General features: G+C 47.9%; 17 protein-coding genes and 4 pseudogenes. 13 read left to right on the top strand and 8 right to left on the bottom strand.

Translation table 11 applies throughout. The annotated features are described in order from the left end of the window. Positions 1-31 precede the first annotated feature (31 nt). A complete protein-coding gene (locus NSQ51_RS02940) occupies positions 32-1,789 on the top strand; it encodes a phospho-sugar mutase (RefSeq protein WP_121650118.1) in 1,758 nt (585 codons plus the stop codon). Between the two features lie 47 nt (positions 1,790-1,836). On the opposite strand, the gene NSQ51_RS02945 is transcribed toward NSQ51_RS02940, so the two are convergent. Further along, complete coding sequence (locus NSQ51_RS02945) at positions 1,837-2,094, bottom strand: YhdB family protein (RefSeq protein WP_013146280.1); 258 nt, start codon at positions 2,092-2,094, stop codon at positions 1,837-1,839. Between the two features lie 180 nt (positions 2,095-2,274). Here NSQ51_RS02945 and NSQ51_RS02950 point away from each other — a divergent pair, with 180 nt between their 5' ends. After that, the gene (locus NSQ51_RS02950) at positions 2,275-2,523 is read left to right on the top strand and encodes an MFS transporter (protein ID WP_121650117.1); all 249 of its coding nucleotides are present in this window, start codon (positions 2,275-2,277) and stop codon (positions 2,521-2,523) included. A gap of 29 nt (positions 2,524-2,552) precedes the next feature. Here NSQ51_RS02950 and NSQ51_RS02955 read toward each other — a convergent pair whose 3' ends face one another. Further along, positions 2,553-3,158 (bottom strand): DedA family protein, encoded by a 606-nt coding sequence (locus tag NSQ51_RS02955; protein WP_064213542.1) that lies wholly within the window; start codon positions 3,156-3,158, stop codon positions 2,553-2,555. Positions 3,159-3,318: 160 nt separating this feature from the next. Here NSQ51_RS02955 and NSQ51_RS02960 point away from each other — a divergent pair, with 160 nt between their 5' ends. The 7 genes and pseudogenes from NSQ51_RS02960 to NSQ51_RS02990 all read left to right on the top strand — a co-directional run bounded on the left by NSQ51_RS02960 (position 3,319) and on the right by NSQ51_RS02990 (position 9,441). Continuing rightward, positions 3,319-4,740 carry a SpoVR family protein gene (locus NSQ51_RS02960; protein ID WP_049625101.1) on the top strand — a complete coding sequence of 474 codons (1,422 nt, stop codon included), beginning with the start codon at positions 3,319-3,321 and terminating at the stop codon, positions 4,738-4,740. A 285-nt stretch (positions 4,741-5,025) separates the two neighbouring features. Then, complete coding sequence (locus NSQ51_RS02965) at positions 5,026-6,372, top strand: cytochrome ubiquinol oxidase subunit I (protein ID WP_064213539.1); 1,347 nt, start codon at positions 5,026-5,028, stop codon at positions 6,370-6,372. Beyond that, complete coding sequence (locus NSQ51_RS02970) at positions 6,369-7,397, top strand: cytochrome d ubiquinol oxidase subunit II (RefSeq protein ID WP_049625099.1); 1,029 nt, start codon at positions 6,369-6,371, stop codon at positions 7,395-7,397. The genes NSQ51_RS02965 and NSQ51_RS02970 overlap by 4 nt, the downstream gene beginning before the upstream one ends. A 189-nt stretch (positions 7,398-7,586) precedes the next feature. After that, on the top strand, positions 7,587-7,877 hold the full coding sequence (locus tag NSQ51_RS02975) for a hypothetical protein (RefSeq protein WP_033013879.1): 291 nt from the start codon (positions 7,587-7,589) through the stop codon (positions 7,875-7,877). A gap of 18 nt (positions 7,878-7,895) precedes the next feature. Further along, positions 7,896-8,129 (top strand): annotated as a pseudogene (locus NSQ51_RS02980) (multidrug efflux SMR transporter); the annotation flags it as partial. Between the two features lie 332 nt (positions 8,130-8,461). Beyond that, positions 8,462-8,734, top strand: coding sequence for a YkvA family protein (locus NSQ51_RS02985; RefSeq protein ID WP_033013877.1), 273 nt, complete (start codon positions 8,462-8,464; stop codon positions 8,732-8,734). Positions 8,735-8,748: 14 nt separating this feature from the next. After that, positions 8,749-9,441, top strand: a complete 693-nt coding sequence (locus NSQ51_RS02990) for a TerC family protein (RefSeq protein ID WP_033013876.1) — start codon at positions 8,749-8,751, stop codon at positions 9,439-9,441. A gap of 39 nt (positions 9,442-9,480) precedes the next feature. Here the strand turns inward: NSQ51_RS02990 and NSQ51_RS02995 are convergent, their stop codons facing one another. After that, positions 9,481-9,930 carry a hypothetical protein gene (locus tag NSQ51_RS02995; protein WP_014194961.1) on the bottom strand — a complete coding sequence of 150 codons (450 nt, stop codon included), beginning with the start codon at positions 9,928-9,930 and terminating at the stop codon, positions 9,481-9,483. 269 nt (positions 9,931-10,199) lie between these two features. On the opposite strand from NSQ51_RS02995, the gene NSQ51_RS03000 reads away from it, so the two are divergent. From NSQ51_RS03000 to NSQ51_RS03015, 4 genes and pseudogenes are all read left to right on the top strand, one after another. Beyond that, positions 10,200-12,275 (top strand): carbon starvation CstA family protein, encoded by a 2,076-nt coding sequence (locus NSQ51_RS03000; RefSeq protein ID WP_064213541.1) that lies wholly within the window; start codon positions 10,200-10,202, stop codon positions 12,273-12,275. After that, the gene (locus NSQ51_RS03005) at positions 12,268-12,471 is read left to right on the top strand and encodes a YbdD/YjiX family protein (RefSeq protein ID WP_015374005.1); all 204 of its coding nucleotides are present in this window, start codon (positions 12,268-12,270) and stop codon (positions 12,469-12,471) included. Before NSQ51_RS03000 ends, NSQ51_RS03005 begins: the two co-directional genes overlap by 8 nt. A 116-nt stretch (positions 12,472-12,587) precedes the next feature. After that, a pseudogene (locus NSQ51_RS03010) lies at positions 12,588-13,006 on the top strand (2-dehydropantoate 2-reductase N-terminal domain-containing protein); the annotation flags it as partial. Between the two features lie 155 nt (positions 13,007-13,161). Continuing rightward, complete coding sequence (locus NSQ51_RS03015) at positions 13,162-14,031, top strand: IS982 family transposase (RefSeq protein ID WP_339240106.1); 870 nt, start codon at positions 13,162-13,164, stop codon at positions 14,029-14,031. A gap of 53 nt (positions 14,032-14,084) precedes the next feature. Here the strand turns inward: NSQ51_RS03015 and NSQ51_RS03020 are convergent, their stop codons facing one another. The 5 genes and pseudogenes from NSQ51_RS03020 to NSQ51_RS03040 form a co-directional block, all read right to left on the bottom strand. After that, entirely contained in the window at positions 14,085-14,591 is a 507-nt protein-coding gene (locus tag NSQ51_RS03020) for a PTS glucose transporter subunit IIA (protein WP_049626649.1), read from the bottom strand. A 28-nt stretch (positions 14,592-14,619) separates the two neighbouring features. Beyond that, complete coding sequence (locus tag NSQ51_RS03025; protein WP_233434080.1) at positions 14,620-15,006, bottom strand: hypothetical protein; 387 nt, start codon at positions 15,004-15,006, stop codon at positions 14,620-14,622. 147 nt (positions 15,007-15,153) lie between these two features. After that, on the bottom strand, positions 15,154-16,329 hold the full coding sequence (locus NSQ51_RS03030) for an ISL3 family transposase (RefSeq protein WP_050367390.1): 1,176 nt from the start codon (positions 16,327-16,329) through the stop codon (positions 15,154-15,156). 144 nt (positions 16,330-16,473) lie between these two features. Continuing rightward, positions 16,474-17,257, bottom strand: a pseudogene (locus NSQ51_RS03035) (MurR/RpiR family transcriptional regulator). Between the two features lie 106 nt (positions 17,258-17,363). Further along, a pseudogene (locus tag NSQ51_RS03040) lies at positions 17,364-18,012 on the bottom strand (transposase). Positions 18,013-18,446: the final 434 nt, after the last annotated feature.

The raw sequence follows: 18,446 nt of genomic DNA on the forward strand, positions 1-18,446 counted from the left end.
CGGGGAAAATGAAAATCAAGGGGGAACAGCGATGGAGTGGAGACAAAAATACGAACAATGGCTGCGTGAGCCGCAGCTCGATCCGGAATTGAAGCGGTTGTTGGAACAACGCCGCCATGATGAACGATGGCTGGAGGATTGCTTTTACAAAAATCTCGAATTCGGCACCGGCGGCATGCGCGGCGAGATCGGCCCGGGGACGAACCGAATGAACATGTATACGGTGCGAAAAGCGTCGGAAGGATTGGCGCGATACATACAATCGTTTGGCGATGAGGCGAAGCAACGCGGGGTCGTCATTGCCTATGACTCCCGGCATAAGTCGCCGGAATTTGCGATGGAGGCGGCGAAAACGTTGGCTACGAACGGCATTCAAACATACGTGTTTGATGAATTGCGTCCAACGCCGGAACTGTCGTTTGCTGTTCGCTATTTGCGGGCGTTTGCCGGCATTGTCATCACCGCTAGCCATAATCCGCCCGAATATAACGGCTATAAAGTATATGGAGAGGACGGGGGTCAGCTGCCGCCTGCTGTCGCCGACCAAGTGATCCGCTATGTCAATGAAGTCGAAAATGAGCTCGCCATTCATGTGGAAGATGAGAAAACGTTAAGAGAAAAAGGCCTTATTCGCATCATCGGAAGCGAAGTCGATGATGCTTATATCCATGCGGTCAAAACGATTTCCATCCATCCAGAGCTCGCTCGGGAAACGGCGATCAATATCGTGTTTACGCCGCTTCACGGCACGTCAAACAAACCGGTGCGCCGCGCGCTCGCTGAGCTCGGCTACCAAAACGTCTTTGTCGTCAAAGAGCAGGAGTTGCCGGATCCGAATTTCTCGACGGTCGCCTCGCCCAATCCGGAAGAACACGCGGCCTTCGCCATGGCGATGGAGTTGGGCAAGAAAGTGAACGCCGATCTGTTGATCGCCACCGACCCGGATGCCGACCGACTGGGCGTGGCGGTTAAAAATGACAAGGGAAACTATGTCGTGCTGACCGGCAATCAAACCGGCGGCTTGTTGCTCCACTATTTGCTGTCGCAACGAAAAGCTCAAGGCACTCTGCCGGAAAATGGTGTTGTCTTAAAAACGATCGTGACGTCTGAATTTGGTCGGGCGATCGCCCAATCGTTTGGTCTTGAGACGGTCGATACGTTGACCGGTTTCAAATTCATCGGCGAAAAAATGAAGGAATACGAACAAACAGGGCAATATGCGTTCCAGTTCGGATATGAGGAAAGCTATGGGTATCTGATCGGCGGTTTTGTCCGCGACAAAGATGCCGTGCAGGCGGCTGTCCTCGCGGCGGAAGTGTGCGCGTTTTATAAAAAGCAAGGGCTATCGTTGTATGAGGCGCTCTTGCAATTGTTTGACCAGTACGGCTATTATCGCGAGGAGCAGCGATCGCTCACGCTGAAAGGCAAAGAAGGAGCAGAGGCAATTGCCGCGATTTTAGCGTCGTTCCGCCAACAGCCGCCGGTGGAGGCCGCGGGGAAAAAGGTGACGGTGATTGAGGATTACAAAACGAAAGAGCGGACGAACACGTTGACCGGCGAAAAAACGGCCATTGATTTGCCGACATCCAATGTGCTCAAGTATATCTTGGAGGATGGCTCGTGGTTTTGTCTGCGTCCATCAGGGACGGAGCCGAAAATGAAGGCGTACTTCGGCGTCAAAGGGACGTCGCTGGAGGACAGCGAAGAAAAACTAGTCCGCTTAACAGAAGCCGTCATGCAGCGCGTAAAGGATGTGCTCAGCACCGTTTCTCCTTCTTATGCGCAATGATCAGCACAATCTGCGGGGAATTGGCATCAGCCAATTCCCCGTTCGTCTTACGAGTAAAACTGCGCGTACTGCTCGACTCCCATTTTTTGTTCGCTCACTTCAAGCGCATGGTCAATATAGCGAAGCAAGGCGTGCAACCGCTCCTGGATGACGGAGTAATCATGTTCAAAATTATAAGCGTGGAGAAACTTTTCGATTTTTTTTGACAAAATATCATCAGGCGTACGCACCATTAAAATAAGCAAATTGTCCCATTCGGAGCGATGCGTGTAATAGAGCGCCTTATCATAGTCGACGGTGTTCAAGCGGCATGCCTCCTTTATCAAGAAGGAGTCATTGTTAGTGTATGACGGCGGGGCGTTTTGTTGCCCTGTAAATGTTGCGACAGAAGGCAAAATATAAATTGTAACCGAAATGAAAACGAAAAAGGAAAAATAAATGTTGCAATTTTGTGACAAGGATAGTATCCTCAAAATAATGGGATGATGAGAATGAACAAACGGCACGAATGGCAAGAAATTATCAACATGTGCAAATGGATGGCGTCAGTGGGATTGATTGTCGGAGTTGTACTGTTATTGCTTATTTTTATCGCAAGCGCTTACAACAAAGACTATTTCTTGACGATCATCAGTCTCGGCATTATCGGGGCCTCGATGTTTATGTTCGTATTCGGCCTGTTTATGGGTCTGCTGACGGAAACGTACCATCGCGGCCCGCGCGAGAACGTATAGCGCGCATAGAGAATGAAAAACACCGGAGATTACCCCGGTGTTTTTCGCTTTTGATGGATGTACCAATAGAAGATGGCGAAACCAAGAGCGACCAAAAAGACTGGAAATAAGAATGGACGGTAGGCATGGATGTACTGCTTGACGGCCATCCAGCGGCTTTCAAAATAGGCGCCGATCGTCAAAAAGACAGCGACCCACACCATCGCCCCGCTGTAGGCGAACAAAGCAAACTTTCTCCAACGGTAGGCGTTCATGCCGGCCCAAAAGGCGGCGAGATGCCGAACGCCGGGGATGAAATAGCAAATGAACAATACCGCTGGGCCGAGCTTCGAAAAAAGCGCTTTTGTTTGCTCGAGCCGTTTTTCTGTAAGATGGAGCTTGGGACCGAATTTATGCAAAAACGGCAGCCCGAGCGTAATCCCTAGCATATAGCTGAGCGAGATGCCAATGATGGCTCCAAGCCAGCAGGAAAGAAAAGCGAGCGGATACGAAAACGCCCCCGTTGAAACGCGGTAACCGGCATATGTCAACAGCAGCTCGTCGGGGATCGGCAGCCCAACAATGCCGAGCATCAGCGCAACCATAATGCCGATGTAGCCGAAGTGTTCGATAAGATAATGCAAATAGTGCTGCAAATGACCACCACGCTTTGCCGCGATTTCTTGTATATGACCATTATAAACCAACGGTCCACAAATGAAAATGGGGCGCTGCGCGTTCATGCCAAACGATGGAACGTATCAAAACACCGTTTCCCTCATACATTGTGATAAGAGGAAAAAGGGGGGGAGATGGATGCGGCAGGACGAGCTGAAAGAGTTGGAACGGGCGATTGCGGAAATTACGGAAATTGCGGAAGGATTTGGCCTTGATTTTTATCCAATGCGTTATGAAATTTGCCCGGCGGACATTCTTTATACGTTTGGTGCCTATGGGATGCCGACGCGATTTTCCCACTGGAGCTTTGGGAAACAGTTTTACAAAATGAAGCTTCATTATGATTTAGGGTTAAGCAAAATTTACGAGCTCATCATCAATTCGGACCCTTGCTACGCGTTTTTGCTCGATACGAATACGCTCATCCAAAATAAGCTGATCGTCGCCCATGTGTTGGCCCACAGCGACTTTTTCAAAAACAACGTCCGCTTCAGCAACACGAAGCGCGATATGGTGGAAAGCATGGCGGCGACAGCGGAGCGGATCAAGCATTATGAACATCAATACGGAAAATTGGAAGTGGAAAAATTTTTGGATGCCGTCTTGGCCATTCAGGAGCATATCGATCCCTCGCTCCTGCGGCCGAAGCTGTCATGGACGTGGGAAGATACGGAAGTGTACGAAGAGGAGGAGCCTCCGAAAACATCGACGCCGTACGACGATTTATGGTCGCTTGACGAGCGAGACAAACTGAAAACGCCGCCGCGAAAAAAACGGCGCAAGTTTCCGCCGCAACCGGAAAAAGATGTGCTATTGTTCATTGAAGAATACAGCCGCGAACTGGAGGATTGGCAACGCGACATTTTAACGATGATGCGCGAGGAAATGCTTTATTTTTGGCCGCAGCTGGAGACGAAAATCATGAACGAAGGATGGGCGACGTATTGGCATCAGCGCATTTTGCGCGAGATGGATTTGACGAGCGATGAGGCGATTGAATTTGCGAAACTGAACGCCAACGTCGTGCAACCGTCGCGCACTGGCATCAATCCGTATTATTTAGGACTGAAAATTTTTGAAGACATTGAAGAGCGGTGGAACAACCCGACTGAGGAGATGAAAAAATACGGCGTCAAGCCGGGGTCGGGGAGGGCGAAAATTTTTGAAGTGCGCGAACTCGAATCCGACATTTCGTTTTTGCGCAACTATTTAACGAAAGAGCTCGTTATGCGCGAAGATATGTATTTGTTCCAAAAACAGGGGAAAGAATATAAAATCGTCGACAAAAACTGGGATCATATCCGCGACCAACTCGTCAGCATGCGGGTGAACGGTGGATTCCCGTATATCACGGTCAATGACGGCGATTATATGCGCAACGGAGAGTTGTATTTGAAGCATTGGTATGAAGGAATCGAACTCGATCTGAAGTATTTAGAAAAAGTGCTCCCATACATTTATCAGTTGTGGGGCCGTCCGGTCCATATGGAGACGGTCGTCGAGGAAAAGCCGATGTTGTTTACGTATGACGGGAAAACGGTGCATCGGAAATATTTATAACATGAGGGCAGGGATCTCCTGCTTTTTTTGTTTGTCACGATGAATATGTGAAAAATGACACAAATTATTCGAAATCATGCCGGATAGCGTCCCCGATTTTATGAAATAATATGGAGTGGATAATTTGTGATGATTGTCACAAATTCTTCACCACTGTTTGTTCGCTCGGGGGGGTAGATATGTGGAAGCGGCATGAAAAAACGCTTGTGTTCGTTAGCTTTGCTGTTGCGACTATTGTCTTGCTTTCCTTGATTGGTCGCTTGTTTTCATAAGGGGGGATGAATCGTGAACGGTTACGATCCGGTGCTGCTTAGCCGTATTTTGACGGGATTGACGCTGACGGTCCACATCATTTATGCCACGATCGGCGTCGGGGTTCCACTGATGATCGCCATTGCCCAGTGGGTTGGGATTCGCAAAAATGATATGCATTACATCTTACTCGCTCGCCGCTGGACGCGCGGTTTTGTCATCACCGTAGCGGTCGGCGTGGTGACAGGAACAGCGATCGGCTTGCAGCTGTCGCTTTTATGGCCGAACTTTATGCAGCTGGCTGGCCAAGTGATCAGCTTGCCGCTGTTCATGGAGACGTTCGCCTTCTTTTTTGAAGCCATTTTCCTCGGCATTTATTTGTATACATGGGATCGGTTCGAAAATCAGAAAAAACATTTGCTTTTGCTTATCCCGGTGGCAATCGGGTCTTCAGCATCAGCCATGTTTATTACGATGGTGAACGCGTTTATGAATACGCCGCAAGGGTTTGAATTTAAAAACGGCGAGCTTGTCAACATCGATCCAATCGCGGCTATGTTCAACCCAGCGATGCCGACGAAAGTCGCCCATGTGCTGGCGACTTCGTATATGACGTCAGCATTCGTGCTTGCTTCGATCGCCGCTTGGCATTTATGGAAAGGCAATCGTCACATTTATCATCGCAAGGCACTTCATTTAATGATGAAAACAGCTTTTATTTTTTCGGTAGCCAGTGTATTGATTGGCGACTTATCGGGCAAATTTTTAGCCAAATACCAGCCAGAAAAGCTGGCGGCCGCTGAATGGCATTTTGAAACGAGCTCCCACGCGCCGCTCGTGTTGTTTGGCATGCTGACAGAGGATGGCGAGGTGAAGTATGCCATTAAAATCCCATATGCGTTAAGCATTTTGGCGCACAACCACCCGGGGGCGGTTGTGACCGGGCTGAACGAATTTCCGGAAGATGAACGCCCACCACTGTACATTCATTACTTATTCGATGTGATGGTCACGATCGGGGTGTTTTTAATGGTTGTCGCAGCCGCGTATTGGCTCGGATCGATTTTCCGCTGGAAGTGGACGGCGAAAAAGTGGTTTTTTGGACTGCTGGTGGCGGGAGGGCCGCTGGCGATGGTTGCGATTGAGGCGGGATGGTACTTAGCGGAAGTCGGGCGGCAGCCGTGGATTTTGCGTGGCTATATGAAAACGGCGGAAGGAGCGACATCGTCGGCGCATGTGGATACGATGCTTGTGTTGTTTTGCCTTTTGTATATGGTGTTAGTAATTGCGAGCGCAATAGTGCTCATCCGTATGTTCCGCCGCAACCCGGTTGAACGGGAGCTGGCAGAGCGGGCCAATAATGGGGAGGTGGCGCCATGACGCTCGAAGTCATTGGCATTTCGGTGTTATGGCTGTTTTTGTTCGGGTACATTATCGTTGGCTCGATTGATTTCGGGGCTGGGTTTTTCAGCGCCTATAGCCATTGGGCAAACAAACAGCATATTTTGCACCGCATCATTCAGCGCTATCTTTCCCCTGTATGGGAAGTGACGAACGTCTTTCTTGTCTTTTTCTTTGTCGGCATTGTCGGCTTTTTTCCGAAAACGGCGTATTATTACGGTTCTATTTTGCTTGTCCCGGCGAGCATCTCCATCATTTTGTTAGCTATTCGCGGCTCGTACTATGCGTTTCATACGTATGGGGGGACGGAACGGAACTGGTATTTAATCGCTTATGGATTGACGGGGTTGTTTATTCCGGCCTCCCTGTCCATCGTGTTGACGATTTCTGAAGGCGGGTTTGTGGAGGTAGGCGCCTCAGGCGTTACGCTGGATTATGGGAAGCTGTTTGCAAGCCCGTTGTCATGGAGCATTGTGCTGCTCAGTGTGACGAGCGTTCTTTACATTTCTGCCGTTTTCTTAACGTACTATGCGGACGAGGCCAAGGATGAACGGGCGCGGGCGCTGTTGCGCCGCTACGCTCTTCTTTGGAGCGGGCCGACGATGTTGTCAGCGCTGCTCATTATTTACCAGCTCCGCTACCATAATCCCGAGCATTACGCCAACCTATGGAATGTGGCGTGGATGCTGGTCATTTCCTTTTTGTGTTTTGTCATTACCGTTTGGCTGCTTTGGCGGCAGCGGCGGTTCGGCTGGGCGTTTATTGCGCTGTTGTTTCAATACGCGTTCGCCTTTTACGCCTATGGCATTTCACATTATCCGTATTTGTTATACCCGTATTTGACGATTTATGACGGGTTTACGAATGAGACGATGGCTATGGCGTTGATCGTCGCGTTTATTGCCGGCCTCCTGTTATTAATTCCGTCACTTTATTTGCTTATGCGCCTCTTTGTGTTTAACAAGGAGTACGTTAAAGGAAAATGGGAAGGGGGAAAAGGATAATGCAAACATTTTTGATCATGTATGCGCCGATGATCATCGTCGCCCTGTCGATCATCGCCGCGTTTTGGGCTGGTTTGAAAGATGTGCACGTAGATAAGTAAACACAATTTCAGCGTCTTGGTAATGCATAGTTTGCCGCCAATCGCCCACACTAGCGGATGACAACGAATAGAGAAAGGATGGGCGAGCATGAAAGAAATATTGGAGCGTGTGAAAGAGCAGCTGGAACAATCGTTTGACGAACCGCGCTCGACGAGTCTTGATGGGGCGATTCATGAGCTTGAACGGTTAAAAGCGAGCGCCAGGGATAAACGGCAAATGATCGAAGATGTCATCCGTGCGGTGACTCACGCGCGCAATGCGCGAATGGAGCTGGCCGAGGCGGGAGATGAATCGGCGACAAACGCTTTCGCTGAGGCCTACCGGGCGCTCGATCAAGCGATTGAATCGTACAGTGGCGTCGATAACGACCCGGTGTAAGACGGATGGGGGCCCCCTTGGCCTTCTGTTGTGACGATTGCGGGGATGGCGGCGAGCTTTTACTTTTTATCACTGGCGATAAAAACGTTGCCGATCGGCACCGCCTATGCGGTGTGGACGGGAATCGGAGCGCTCGGGGCGGCCTTGGTCGGCATGTTGTTTTTAAACGAGCCGGTCAACGCGCTGCGGGTGGCGTTTTTGCTTTGCATTCTTGTCGGAGTCATTGGTTTGAAGTTTACGGCGGGGCAATAAATTGGATTCATTTCTTGCCAAGAAAAAGAGTTGACAACAGGTATAAATATTGAATATCATGAAAATATAAAAACGAATATAGTTTCTTTTGTTAAAGGGGAGTAGCTTTAACAGCAAAGTCGTCAGTTCAGGGCGCATGCCCTCGGCTTTGTTGGCAACGGCGACGTTGTTAGCGAGACCTTTACCGATGTTGGTAAAGGTCTCTTTTACTTATGAAGGCCTTTACCAAGGATGGTAAAGGCCTTCTTTCATGTCATGGAACAAAAGGGGGAAGATAATCGTAAAAGAAGATAGGTTCAGCTTCAAAAAGAACAAAAAGCGGAGGGGATGACATGCGCAAATGGTGGAAACGACTTCGCTTCATCGTCCATGTCCGGCGTTTTCTACCGTTTTTGTTCGAATTTTTCGTTTCTCATGAAGTGCCAATGCGAAAAAAATTGTTTTCTGTCGGTTTGCTGCTTTTGTATATAGCGTTGCCGCTTGACCTCATTCCAGATTGGATTGCGTTGTTTGGTTTGATCGATGATTTGACCGTCTTCCTGTTTATTTTGCAACAAGTCATCAAGATGGCGCCGATTTCGCTAAAGGAAAAATATAACTTGTGAAGGGGGATTGTTCCATGGATGTATTGTCAGCGGAGTTTTGGACGGCGTTGCTGTCGATCATTATTATCGATCTTTTGCTGGCAGGGGATAACGCCATTGTGATTGGATTGGCGGCCCGCAACTTGCCAAAGCATCAGCAAAAAAAGGCCATCATTTGGGGAACGGCCGGCGCCGTTGTTGTTCGGGCGTTAGCAACGATTTTCGTTGTATGGCTTCTTAAAATTCCAGGCCTCTTGCTTGTTGGCGGTCTCTTACTTGTCTGGATCGCTTACAAGCTGCTCGTTGAGGAAAAGGGGCACGATGATATCGAGGCTGGGGGAAGTTTATGGGAAGCGATGCGCACGATTATTATTGCCGATGCGTTGATGGGACTTGACAACGTGTTGGCGGTCGCCGGTGCCGCGCATGGAAATTTTCTCCTTGTTATCCTTGGGCTGCTCATTTCTGTTCCAATCATGGTGTGGGGCAGCACGTTTATTTTAAAATGGATCGAGCGCTTCCCAATCATTATTACGATCGGCGCCGGTGTCCTCGCCTGGACGGCGGCGAAAATGATCGTCGATGAGCCGTTTTTAAAGGCGTATTTTGCCAATCCTGCCGTGAAGTATGGATTTGAGTTGCTTGTTGTTGCCGCTGTCATTGTGGCGGGAACGATAAAAAAACGAAAAAGCGCCAAAGAGACGAAACCGAAAGCCGCCAATGAATAATTGGCGGCTTTTGTGGCTGGGCAATCACCAAGCGGATGGCTATTTCCATTTCAGCAGCAGAAATTGCAGCAGCCATCCAATGGAGAGCCCGGGGATGACAGATAAGATCGGCAGCCAAATCGGTCCAAAAAACACGCCGCCGATCGTCACGTGCGACGAGTACATCAAGCCGACCGTCACAAAGTAGGCGGAGACGACAAACGGCAAAAACGAGTACGGCGTTTGCCCGCCGCCAGCGTCTTTAAACGCATCCCACATGGCAAAAAAGTATAAACATGGATAAAACATCAGCCATCCGATATCGACAATGCGGGCGGCCTCATCCGTACGTCCCAAAAAGCTGAGGCGGATGGCTTCATTGAAATGGGATTGGGTGTTAATCACAAATTCCAACGCAATAAACAAAATTCCTTTTATATACTTTTTGTTCAACAGTTGCCCGAATCCAGGCAAAGCAATGCTCCATAACAATGCTTCGATCGCTTTCACCTTTTCGAACCCTTTACTGAGATAGTATTAGTTGATCGTTGCTTTGTCCGTTGCACCGTCAGATGGACCTGGAGACAATCGATGGGTGTAATTACATTTTTTACTAAAAATACTTGTTTTATACTTTTTTGCAATAGGAAGGCAGGAAAACTTTCCTATAGAACCAAACGATATGTTAGCTGAAGATAAAAAATACTTTAAATTTTTCTGAATAATGAATATAATAGTTGTGTAAAGGATTTTGACAAATAAATAAAGGGGGAAGCCGTGTGAAGGGGATAAAATCGATTTTGTTATGGGGCCTGATTTCCGTCCTTGGGGCCGCAGCGTTTGCCATTTTGGCTTTAAGCCGCGGCGAATCGGTCAACGCCATATGGCTGATCGTCGCCGCCGTCTGCACGTATGCGGTCGCTTATCGGTTTTACAGCCGGTTTATCGCCCGCAAAGTGTTTGGTCTTGATGATAACCGGAAAACGCCAGCGGAAGTGTTCAATGACGGGAAGGACTATGTTCCGACGAACAAATGGGTGCTATTTGGCCATCACTTTGCCGCTATTGCGGGTGCGGGACCGCTTGTCGGACCGATTTTGGCCGCGCAGATGGGCTATCTGCCTGGGACGCTTTGGATTGTGATCGGCGTTGTGCTCGGCGGAGCGGTGCAAGACTTTGTCATTTTGTTCGCTTCGATGCGCCGCAACGGGAAGTCGCTCGGCGAAATGATTAAGGAAGAAATGGGTCCGGTGACGGGCTTGATCGCAGCGCTTGGCATTTTGGGCATTATGATTATTTTATTGGCCGTATTGGCGCTCGTTGTTGTGAAATCGCTTATCGGAAGCCCGTGGGGGATGTTTACGATCGCCGCGACGATTCCGATTGCGATTTTGATGGGCATTTACATGCGCTTCATCCGTCCAGGTCGTGTTGCCGAGGCGTCGCTTGGGGGATTTGTGTTGTTGATTTTGTCGATTGTGGCCGGTCAGTACGTCGCAGAGCATCCGACGCTTTCGGCGATGTTTACGCTCAAAGGAGAAACGATCGCGATCTTAATGATCATTTACGGATTTGTCGCTTCGGCGCTACCGGTATGGCTGCTGCTTGCGCCGCGTGACTATTTGAGCACATTCTTGAAAATCGGCACCATCGTCGGATTGGCGCTTGGCATTTTCGTTGTGATGCCGGATTTGCAAATGCCGGCAGTGACGAAATTTATCGACGGTACAGGACCGGTCTTCGCCGGCAATTTGTTCCCGTTCTTGTTCATCACGATTGCCTGCGGCGCAGTGTCCGGGTTCCACGCGCTCGTTTCATCCGGCACGACGCCGAAGATGATTGAGCTTGAAAGCCATGCGCGGCCGATCGGCTACGGTGCGATGTTGATGGAGTCGTTCGTGGCGGTTATGGCGATGGTGGCGGCTTGCGTCCTGACGCCAGGGGCGTATTTTGCCATCAACAGCCCGGCGGCAGTGATCGGCACGGATGTCGTTCAGGCGGCCAAAGTCGTGTCATCGTGGGGATTTACGATCACCCCTGACATGCTGACGAAGCTGGCGAAGGACGTCGGCGAGCAAACGGTGTTGTCGCGCACGGGCGGGGCGCCGACGTTGGCGATTGGGATGGCGCACATTTTATCGAGCGCCATCGGCGGCAAGGCGCTCATGGCGTTCTGGTATCACTTTGCCATCCTGTTCGAAGCGCTGTTCATCTTGACGACGATTGACGCTGGCACGCGCGTCGGCCGCTTTATGATCCAAGATATTATGGGGACGTTCTACAAGCCGCTTGGCAAAACGGATTCGCTTGCCTCGAACTTGATCGCCACGACCCTTTGTGTGTTGGCGTGGGGTTACTTCCTGTACCAAGGCGTCGTCGATCCGCTTGGGGGCATCAACACCCTATGGCCGCTGTTTGGCATCGCTAACCAAATGTTGGCGGGCATCGCCTTGTTGTTTGCGACGACCATTCTATTTAAAATGGGCAAAAAGGCTTATGTTTGGGTGACGCTCGTGCCGACGATATGGCTTTTGGTCGTCACGCTGACGGCGGGGTATCAAAAGCTGTTCCATGAAAACGTTAAAATTGGTTTCTTGTCGCATGCGAAAATGTTCCAAGACAGCTTGAGCCAAGGCAAAATTTTGGCGCCGGCCACGAATGAGGCGCAAATGCGGCAAATTATTATGAACGACTACATTGATGCGACATTGTGTGCGATTTTCATGCTCGTTGTGATTGCGATGTTGATCTCGGCGTTGAACATCTGGATCAAAGTGCTGCAAAACAAACATGTGCCGCTCAAAGAAGCGCCGTACGTGCCGCGCGATGGAGAAGGAGCGAAGCATTATGCCTAAATGGCTGCAAACTGTGTTGGCCTATCGCCGGCAGTTTCTTGACTTGCTTGTCGGCGTGCCGAGTTATGAAAAATATGTCGAGCATATGAAAACCCATCATCCGGGTGAGCCGATCAAGTCGCGGAAAGAGTTTTTCTGCGAGGCGCAAGAGGCGCGCTACAATGCCAAGGGCGGCAAAGTGTCGCGTTGCTGCTAGCGGCTGGAAAGGAAGGAGGGGGGGCCCTTCTTCCTTTTTTCAACGTCTGCATCGAAACGCTGTCCATTCCAGCCTAGGCTTGGCTATGAACATGTGGGAAAAGGGGGATACATAACATGCGCGTTCTTGTCGTGGGAGCAGGGGCGGTTGGCGGCTATTTCGGCGGACGCCTGCTCGAAAAAGGCGTCGATGTGACATTTCTCGTCCGTGAGCGGAGAAAGCGGGAGCTTGAGGAACGCGGGCTTGTCATCCGCAGCGTCCACGGCGATGCAGTGCTCGCGCCGAAACTGATCGCGGCCGGTGAACGGACGGAGCCGTTCGATCTTGTTGTGTTTTCAAACAAGGCGTATCATTTGGCGGGCGCCCTCGCTGATGCTAAACCGTACGTCGGTGAGACAACGATGATTTTGCCACTCTTAAACGGCATGGTCCATATGGATGTGTTGCGGGAGTCATTTGGCGATGACAAGGTGTTGGGGGGCTTTGTTTCATCGAAACGACGTTAAACGAAAAAGGGGAAATCGTTCAAACGGCTGTTGTTTTACGGGCGGCAATTGAAAACAACAGCCTAAAAATATTCATCAATCACCCGTGGTGCTAGATAAAATCAGACAAGCATAAAAATAGCCCTTGCCTGGCGGATCTCCTGTAGAATGAAAGTGCGACCTACCATTCGAAAGGAGAATCCCCATGCAAGAGCACTTTCATTTTACTACAGATCGGGCCAAGATTCAAAAGCAATATGCCGCCATTTTCGTTTTTGTTTCTGCTCAACTTTCATGCATTCAGGTGCATCTTCATCGTCGAAATCGCCATTTGGTCAAGCAACAGGACGCTGTCATCATCGCCATTCATCTTTTAGGAAAGCTGCTCGGTTTTACTTCTGAACGGGCGTGGCATCGCTTTGTTATCGGGAACTTGTTCCCAAAGGGGCAGTTTCTGGAACGTTCCCGGTATCATCGTCGTTGTCGATCTGCGATCAAATGGATTCGCCATGAATTGGCGAAACGCGGGCAGCACCATGCCTACGCTGTGGTGGATAGCTTGCCAATCGAGTTATGTCATGCCGTGAGAATGGATCGGGTCAAACGGTTTCAAGAGATCGCCAACATCGGGTATTGCGTTTCCAAAAAGCAATGGTACTACGGGTTGAAGCTGCACCTTCAAGTGACCGATCAAGGGCTGCCAATGGGGTATGTGGTGACGGAAGCATCTTGCCACGATCGAATCGCAGCCGAAAGCGTGATGACCCAAATTCCCCACCCGTATAACTTTGGGGACAAAGGATTCATTAGCCGTGACTTGCAAAAAAGGCTGTACGAAGAATACCAAATGGCGCTTTGGACTCCGTCTCGAAAAAACCAGAAACATCGTGCGTCTGAGACATGGGAGCAGTGGATCCAACAAAAACGCAAAGTGATCGAGACGGTGTTCTCGGTTCTGGTTGACCACTATCGCATCACGGGGATCCGAGCCAATTCGATTATCGGATTTGAAGTGGCACTAGACGGTATATTGTTAGCTTATTCCCTGGTTACACTTGGGCTAGTTGAGCGCTAAAGCTCAACTAGCACCACGGGTATGCTAAAATCTATTTTTGATCGATATAGGGTTCAAATCACTTTTACACTGCATTTCATTATGACATCCCCTCTTGTTACTACGTTATTCTTTGCGATGTATTCTAACTCTCCCGCTTTATCAAGCATATTGGTAATAACAATGGGGGTTACGATTTCTTTATGTTTTTGCTCTAAATAATCGAGGTCTACATTTAGTAAAGGGTCTCCCACTTTCACTGTTTCGCCGGCACTTACCGCAACCTCAAATCCTTTCCCATTTAGCTCTACAGTCTCTAATCCAATATGAATAAGTATTTCTAATCCTTCCTCTGAAACGAGACCAACTGCATGCTTCGTAGGAAAAATTTGCACAACCTTTCCGTTAATAGGGGAAACTACTTTTCCGTTTTTCGGAATAATCGCTAAAACGTCTCCCATCATTTTTTGAGCAAATACAGGGTCAGGAACTTCTTCTAACGGTATTGCTTCCCCATCAAGCGGGGAATGTATTTCCACTACTCTAGTTTCTATTTTTTTGCTAAATAATTTTTTCAGCATATCTCAACAACCCACTTTCTATCCGTTTTTAAAATGTAATTTTCATTAATAAAAATAAACAAACGATAGAGAGAAAAAATACTAATGTACTCCCGAAAAGTCTCACGCATGCTTCTTTATGTTTGAGTTCTAACTTCTTTTCTTTTAATAACATTGGTTGTTCTTTTCTTTGTTGATACAAACCGAATAGGAGAATGATGCTGGCAAAGAGATTTCCAATAAGCAATTGAGATGCAGCTACCATCCACAATGTTACATATGATAACTTGACATGCCTTTTGTTTTCTAAATCATTTACCGCTACTTTTGTTAATACAGCAAAAAAAGGATTTAGCATCGCTATAACAAACATAATGGTGATGATCGGCTCGCGGATTACCGGAGTGAAAAATGTTTGATGCGCATGAAGCGTCACTAAGTACAGGCAAGTGACAAAAATCAATGGCACTGCATAAAAAAAGTAAATGGCTGCTTTAAAAAAACAGCGCTTTTAGCCATTATGGTCTGAGAGTTCCAAGTCAAAAAATTTTTGGTTCATCACCAAAAGTTGTACTTGCACCTGTCATGAAAGTATGTTAGCTGTTTCTAGCCGAACCCGCAATGCAAAACGCTGGATATTTCTGTATCCGTATCCCCGACGTTTCATCAGCTTGATCTTGTTATTTGTTCCCTCCATTTTCCCATTTGAATAAGGGGATAAAATGCACGATATGATTTCGTCTGTTCGTTTGACGAGTGATTTTGCGATGGCGCGAACAGCAGAACAAGGACAAAACAAATACCGATGAACCCAGGCGTTCAAACGACGTTTCGCTTGTCGCTCGTTTTGGCTTTTGGATACATAACGAAAATGTTGAAGGGATTGATAGACAGCCTGCAAGGAATCACTCTCTTTCTGCCACTCCCGCACCGTTTGGCGCTCCTCCTCGGTGAGTTTCTCGGGGCACTGGGTCAATAAGCGGCAAACATGCCGAACATGCCCATGTTTCTTGTTCCCTTTTCCGAAGGATTTGCGGCATCGATCCAACGCTTCCGTAAACAATTGAATCACATGAAAATAATCGACCACATGCTTCGCTTCCGGACACACCCCTTGAATGGCTTTTTTCATCGCTGGAGCCAAATCACTCACGACATACTGAACAGAACCAGACACAGGAGCCAACACACGTCCAATGGCTTCCTCGTTCTTTCCTGCTTCAACGGCATACACTTCTCCCGTTTCGGCATCCATGACTGCCACTCCGTAATCATGTCCTTTTCGAAACGCAAACTCATCGACACAAACTGCCTTTGGTTGGATGTCATTCGATAGGAAGGAAGGGGCATGGGTATAAAACCAGCGTTCAACGGTCGTGTACGGAAGCTTGAGCATACGAGCCACCGCCTGAATGGATGTTCCGATGCAAGATTGCGCCACCCATTGCTGAAACGCATCCGTCGCTGCACTTCGAGGGGAAATTCCGGGATAAGACGTGCTGAATGTCATGCCACATGTACAACAACGTCTACGCTCCACAGGGAGTTCCACCCAAAAGATGCCGATCCGTTGAGCATACCCATGCATCCATTGCTTCTTTTTTCCTGTCATTTTGATCGTGCGTTTCAAGCAAACAGGACATAACGGGCATTGTTCAGGAAGAGAAAGTTCGAAAATCCAACGTTCTTCTTCTTTTCGCACCTTTTGAATCAAAACATCTGGTAAATCGATGAGTTCTTTGATAAACTGAGCGTACATGCGAATTTTCCTCCAATGGTTTGGTTTGGACACCTTTACCATACAGGAAAATTCGCATTTTTTGTACCCTCTATTTTCTCTATGCACACCGATCTTCAATGATCAAGTACAACTTGTGGTGAAGAGCCAAATTTTTCGATCTCCTCAAGGTTGTTCACCATTTTTTTCTTCATTTTGCAGTTGCTTAAGATAATCGACATAGTGACTAAAAAGCATCTCTCCTATAATAAAAAAAGAAGCAAATGTGTTGAGCTTAGTGTCATCACTTAATTCGTTGCTCGAGCTATTGGCATATAAGTTAAAAGGAGTCATTCTTGCCAGGTGATTATTTTTTAAGTTTGTTACTGAAATAAATGGTATTCCTTTTGCAACCAATGACTGAATTGCCGGAAAAATTGTCGGAGTATCTCCAGAAAAAGAAATAATAATGACTAAATCATTTATAGTCAGGTCTTTAATTACCATTTCCAATTCAGTTTGCGCCTGAATGACATGTAAATATTTTTGTACGGCCAAAAACATTCGTTGTAATTCAAAGGCACAGTCTAATTGCGCCGTACCAGTTCCATAAATAAATATTCTTTGCGCGTGATGGATTAATTTGCAGATTTCAGAAAAACCCTTTTTCTTGATATATTTTAATGTTTCGAGAATATCGTTTCTTAAAATTTCGACTTGGCTTTTATCACTATTGCCTCCTTCTTGTTCCTGCCATTTCAGAAACACACGAAACTCACTATATCCACTAAACCCAAGCTTTTGAGCTAATCTTAAAATGGATGAGCGTGAAACATTGCACTTTTCTGCTAAACTGTTGATTCCTAATTTGTGGCATTCGCTTTTATTGTTTAAAATATACTTTAAAATATGCAAATCGGTCTCATTTATGTTGATTATAATGTTTATTGATCAATTCTTCGATTTTCATTGTTTGATCCTCCTTCCTTTAAAAAAGTCTACTAAATAACTGTACTGTAGTTGAGCAATTTTCATTACAATAATTACCATGTAAAAAGAGACAAACGGAGTACCCCTTATGCCACATGAAGCTGTTTTTTAACGACATCAATGGGAATATCTTGTTTCGCTGCATCGTAAATAAACTCCACGAGGCTATGTCCTTTCTTCTTTCGAAGGAAGTCAAGCCCGGTAGAGAAATCGCTGTTGGATTCGACCATACTGTACACATAAGCGAGTTGCACCAAGATCCAATACCGTTTCACCGCCCGACGTTGACGAACGCGGTACCCATCGAGCTTCAGCTGGTCTTTCGCTTGTCGAAAAAAGCATTCGATCGACCAACGCTGGGCATAGTAGCGCAAGATCTCTTCATCGCTTAGCTCCCGGTCGGTGCTCAAGACGCAGTGAAGATGTTCAGGTGTCATCGGCTGATCGGCTTTCCAAGCCAACAACACAACGGCATCATCGAGACCTTTCAGCGCTCCCTCGTAGCGATACACGCGATAACGCTCTTCTCCCACCGTGACGAGATGGGTGTCTTCCGCGATGGTTGGGATGAAAGCTCTCGTGATGCAGATCGGTCAAGGTTCCCGCAAATCCTTTCGTTGTCAGCGCATCGATAATATGAATGAGATGTTTCATGACCGGCTTAGAGAAATAAAGGGCCAGCCCCAACATTGCGAAAAACTTGTCGATTCCTTGGTGATGTGGTAGTCTATTCATGAGACATGAACCTCCTTGAGAATGGTTTGGTGACACATCTATTCTAATCAAGGAATCGGGTTCATGTCTCCCTCTAGAAATGTTGATGTATCAAGGCTTTTCGGCCCCTCAGGGGTGTCCAAAAAATATTTTTCGACAAAATCCCTTACATCCTTTTTCAGTTTTGTGGATATCTTACAGACCTAGGGTGCGCTTCGCGGCCACGGCTGGGGATATTTTCCTGCCGTGGGGGGAAGCATATTCGATGCACCCTTTGGATCTCCGCGTCGCTGATGAGGACGAACCCTCCCATGTCTCCGGGCGTCTTCGCGCCAACATTCCCTCGTTCGGTCTCGTCATCAGGCGGAGGCCGGCCAAGCTCCTTTAGGGACTCAAGGTCGAATGGATGAAATCACGCCAGCTTCTCCGGTGTCATCTCGTTGTCCAACGATTCT

Source organism: Geobacillus sp. FSL K6-0789 (assembly GCF_038593135.1).
Taxonomy (GTDB): domain Bacteria; phylum Bacillota; class Bacilli; order Bacillales; family Anoxybacillaceae; genus Geobacillus; species Geobacillus stearothermophilus.

Excerpts from the sequence above, each read along its gene's own strand:
- NSQ51_RS02940 (WP_121650118.1), top strand. The coding sequence starts at position 32 with ATGGAGTGGAGACAAAAATACGAACAATGGCTGCGTGAGCCGCAGCTC.
- NSQ51_RS02950 (WP_121650117.1), top strand. The coding sequence starts at position 2,275 with ATGAGAATGAACAAACGGCACGAATGGCAAGAAATTATCAACATGTGC.
- NSQ51_RS02960 (WP_049625101.1), top strand. The coding sequence starts at position 3,319 with ATGCGGCAGGACGAGCTGAAAGAGTTGGAACGGGCGATTGCGGAAATT.
- NSQ51_RS02970 (WP_049625099.1), top strand. The coding sequence starts at position 6,369 with ATGACGCTCGAAGTCATTGGCATTTCGGTGTTATGGCTGTTTTTGTTC.
- NSQ51_RS02975 (WP_033013879.1), top strand. The coding sequence starts at position 7,587 with ATGAAAGAAATATTGGAGCGTGTGAAAGAGCAGCTGGAACAATCGTTT.
- NSQ51_RS02985 (WP_033013877.1), top strand. The coding sequence starts at position 8,462 with ATGCGCAAATGGTGGAAACGACTTCGCTTCATCGTCCATGTCCGGCGT.
- NSQ51_RS02990 (WP_033013876.1), top strand. The coding sequence starts at position 8,749 with ATGGATGTATTGTCAGCGGAGTTTTGGACGGCGTTGCTGTCGATCATT.
- NSQ51_RS03005 (WP_015374005.1), top strand. The coding sequence starts at position 12,268 with ATGCCTAAATGGCTGCAAACTGTGTTGGCCTATCGCCGGCAGTTTCTT.
- NSQ51_RS03015 (WP_339240106.1), top strand. The coding sequence starts at position 13,162 with ATGCAAGAGCACTTTCATTTTACTACAGATCGGGCCAAGATTCAAAAG.
- NSQ51_RS03020 (WP_049626649.1), bottom strand. The coding sequence starts at position 14,591 with ATGCTGAAAAAATTATTTAGCAAAAAAATAGAAACTAGAGTAGTGGAA.
- NSQ51_RS03030 (WP_050367390.1), bottom strand. The coding sequence starts at position 16,329 with ATGTACGCTCAGTTTATCAAAGAACTCATCGATTTACCAGATGTTTTG.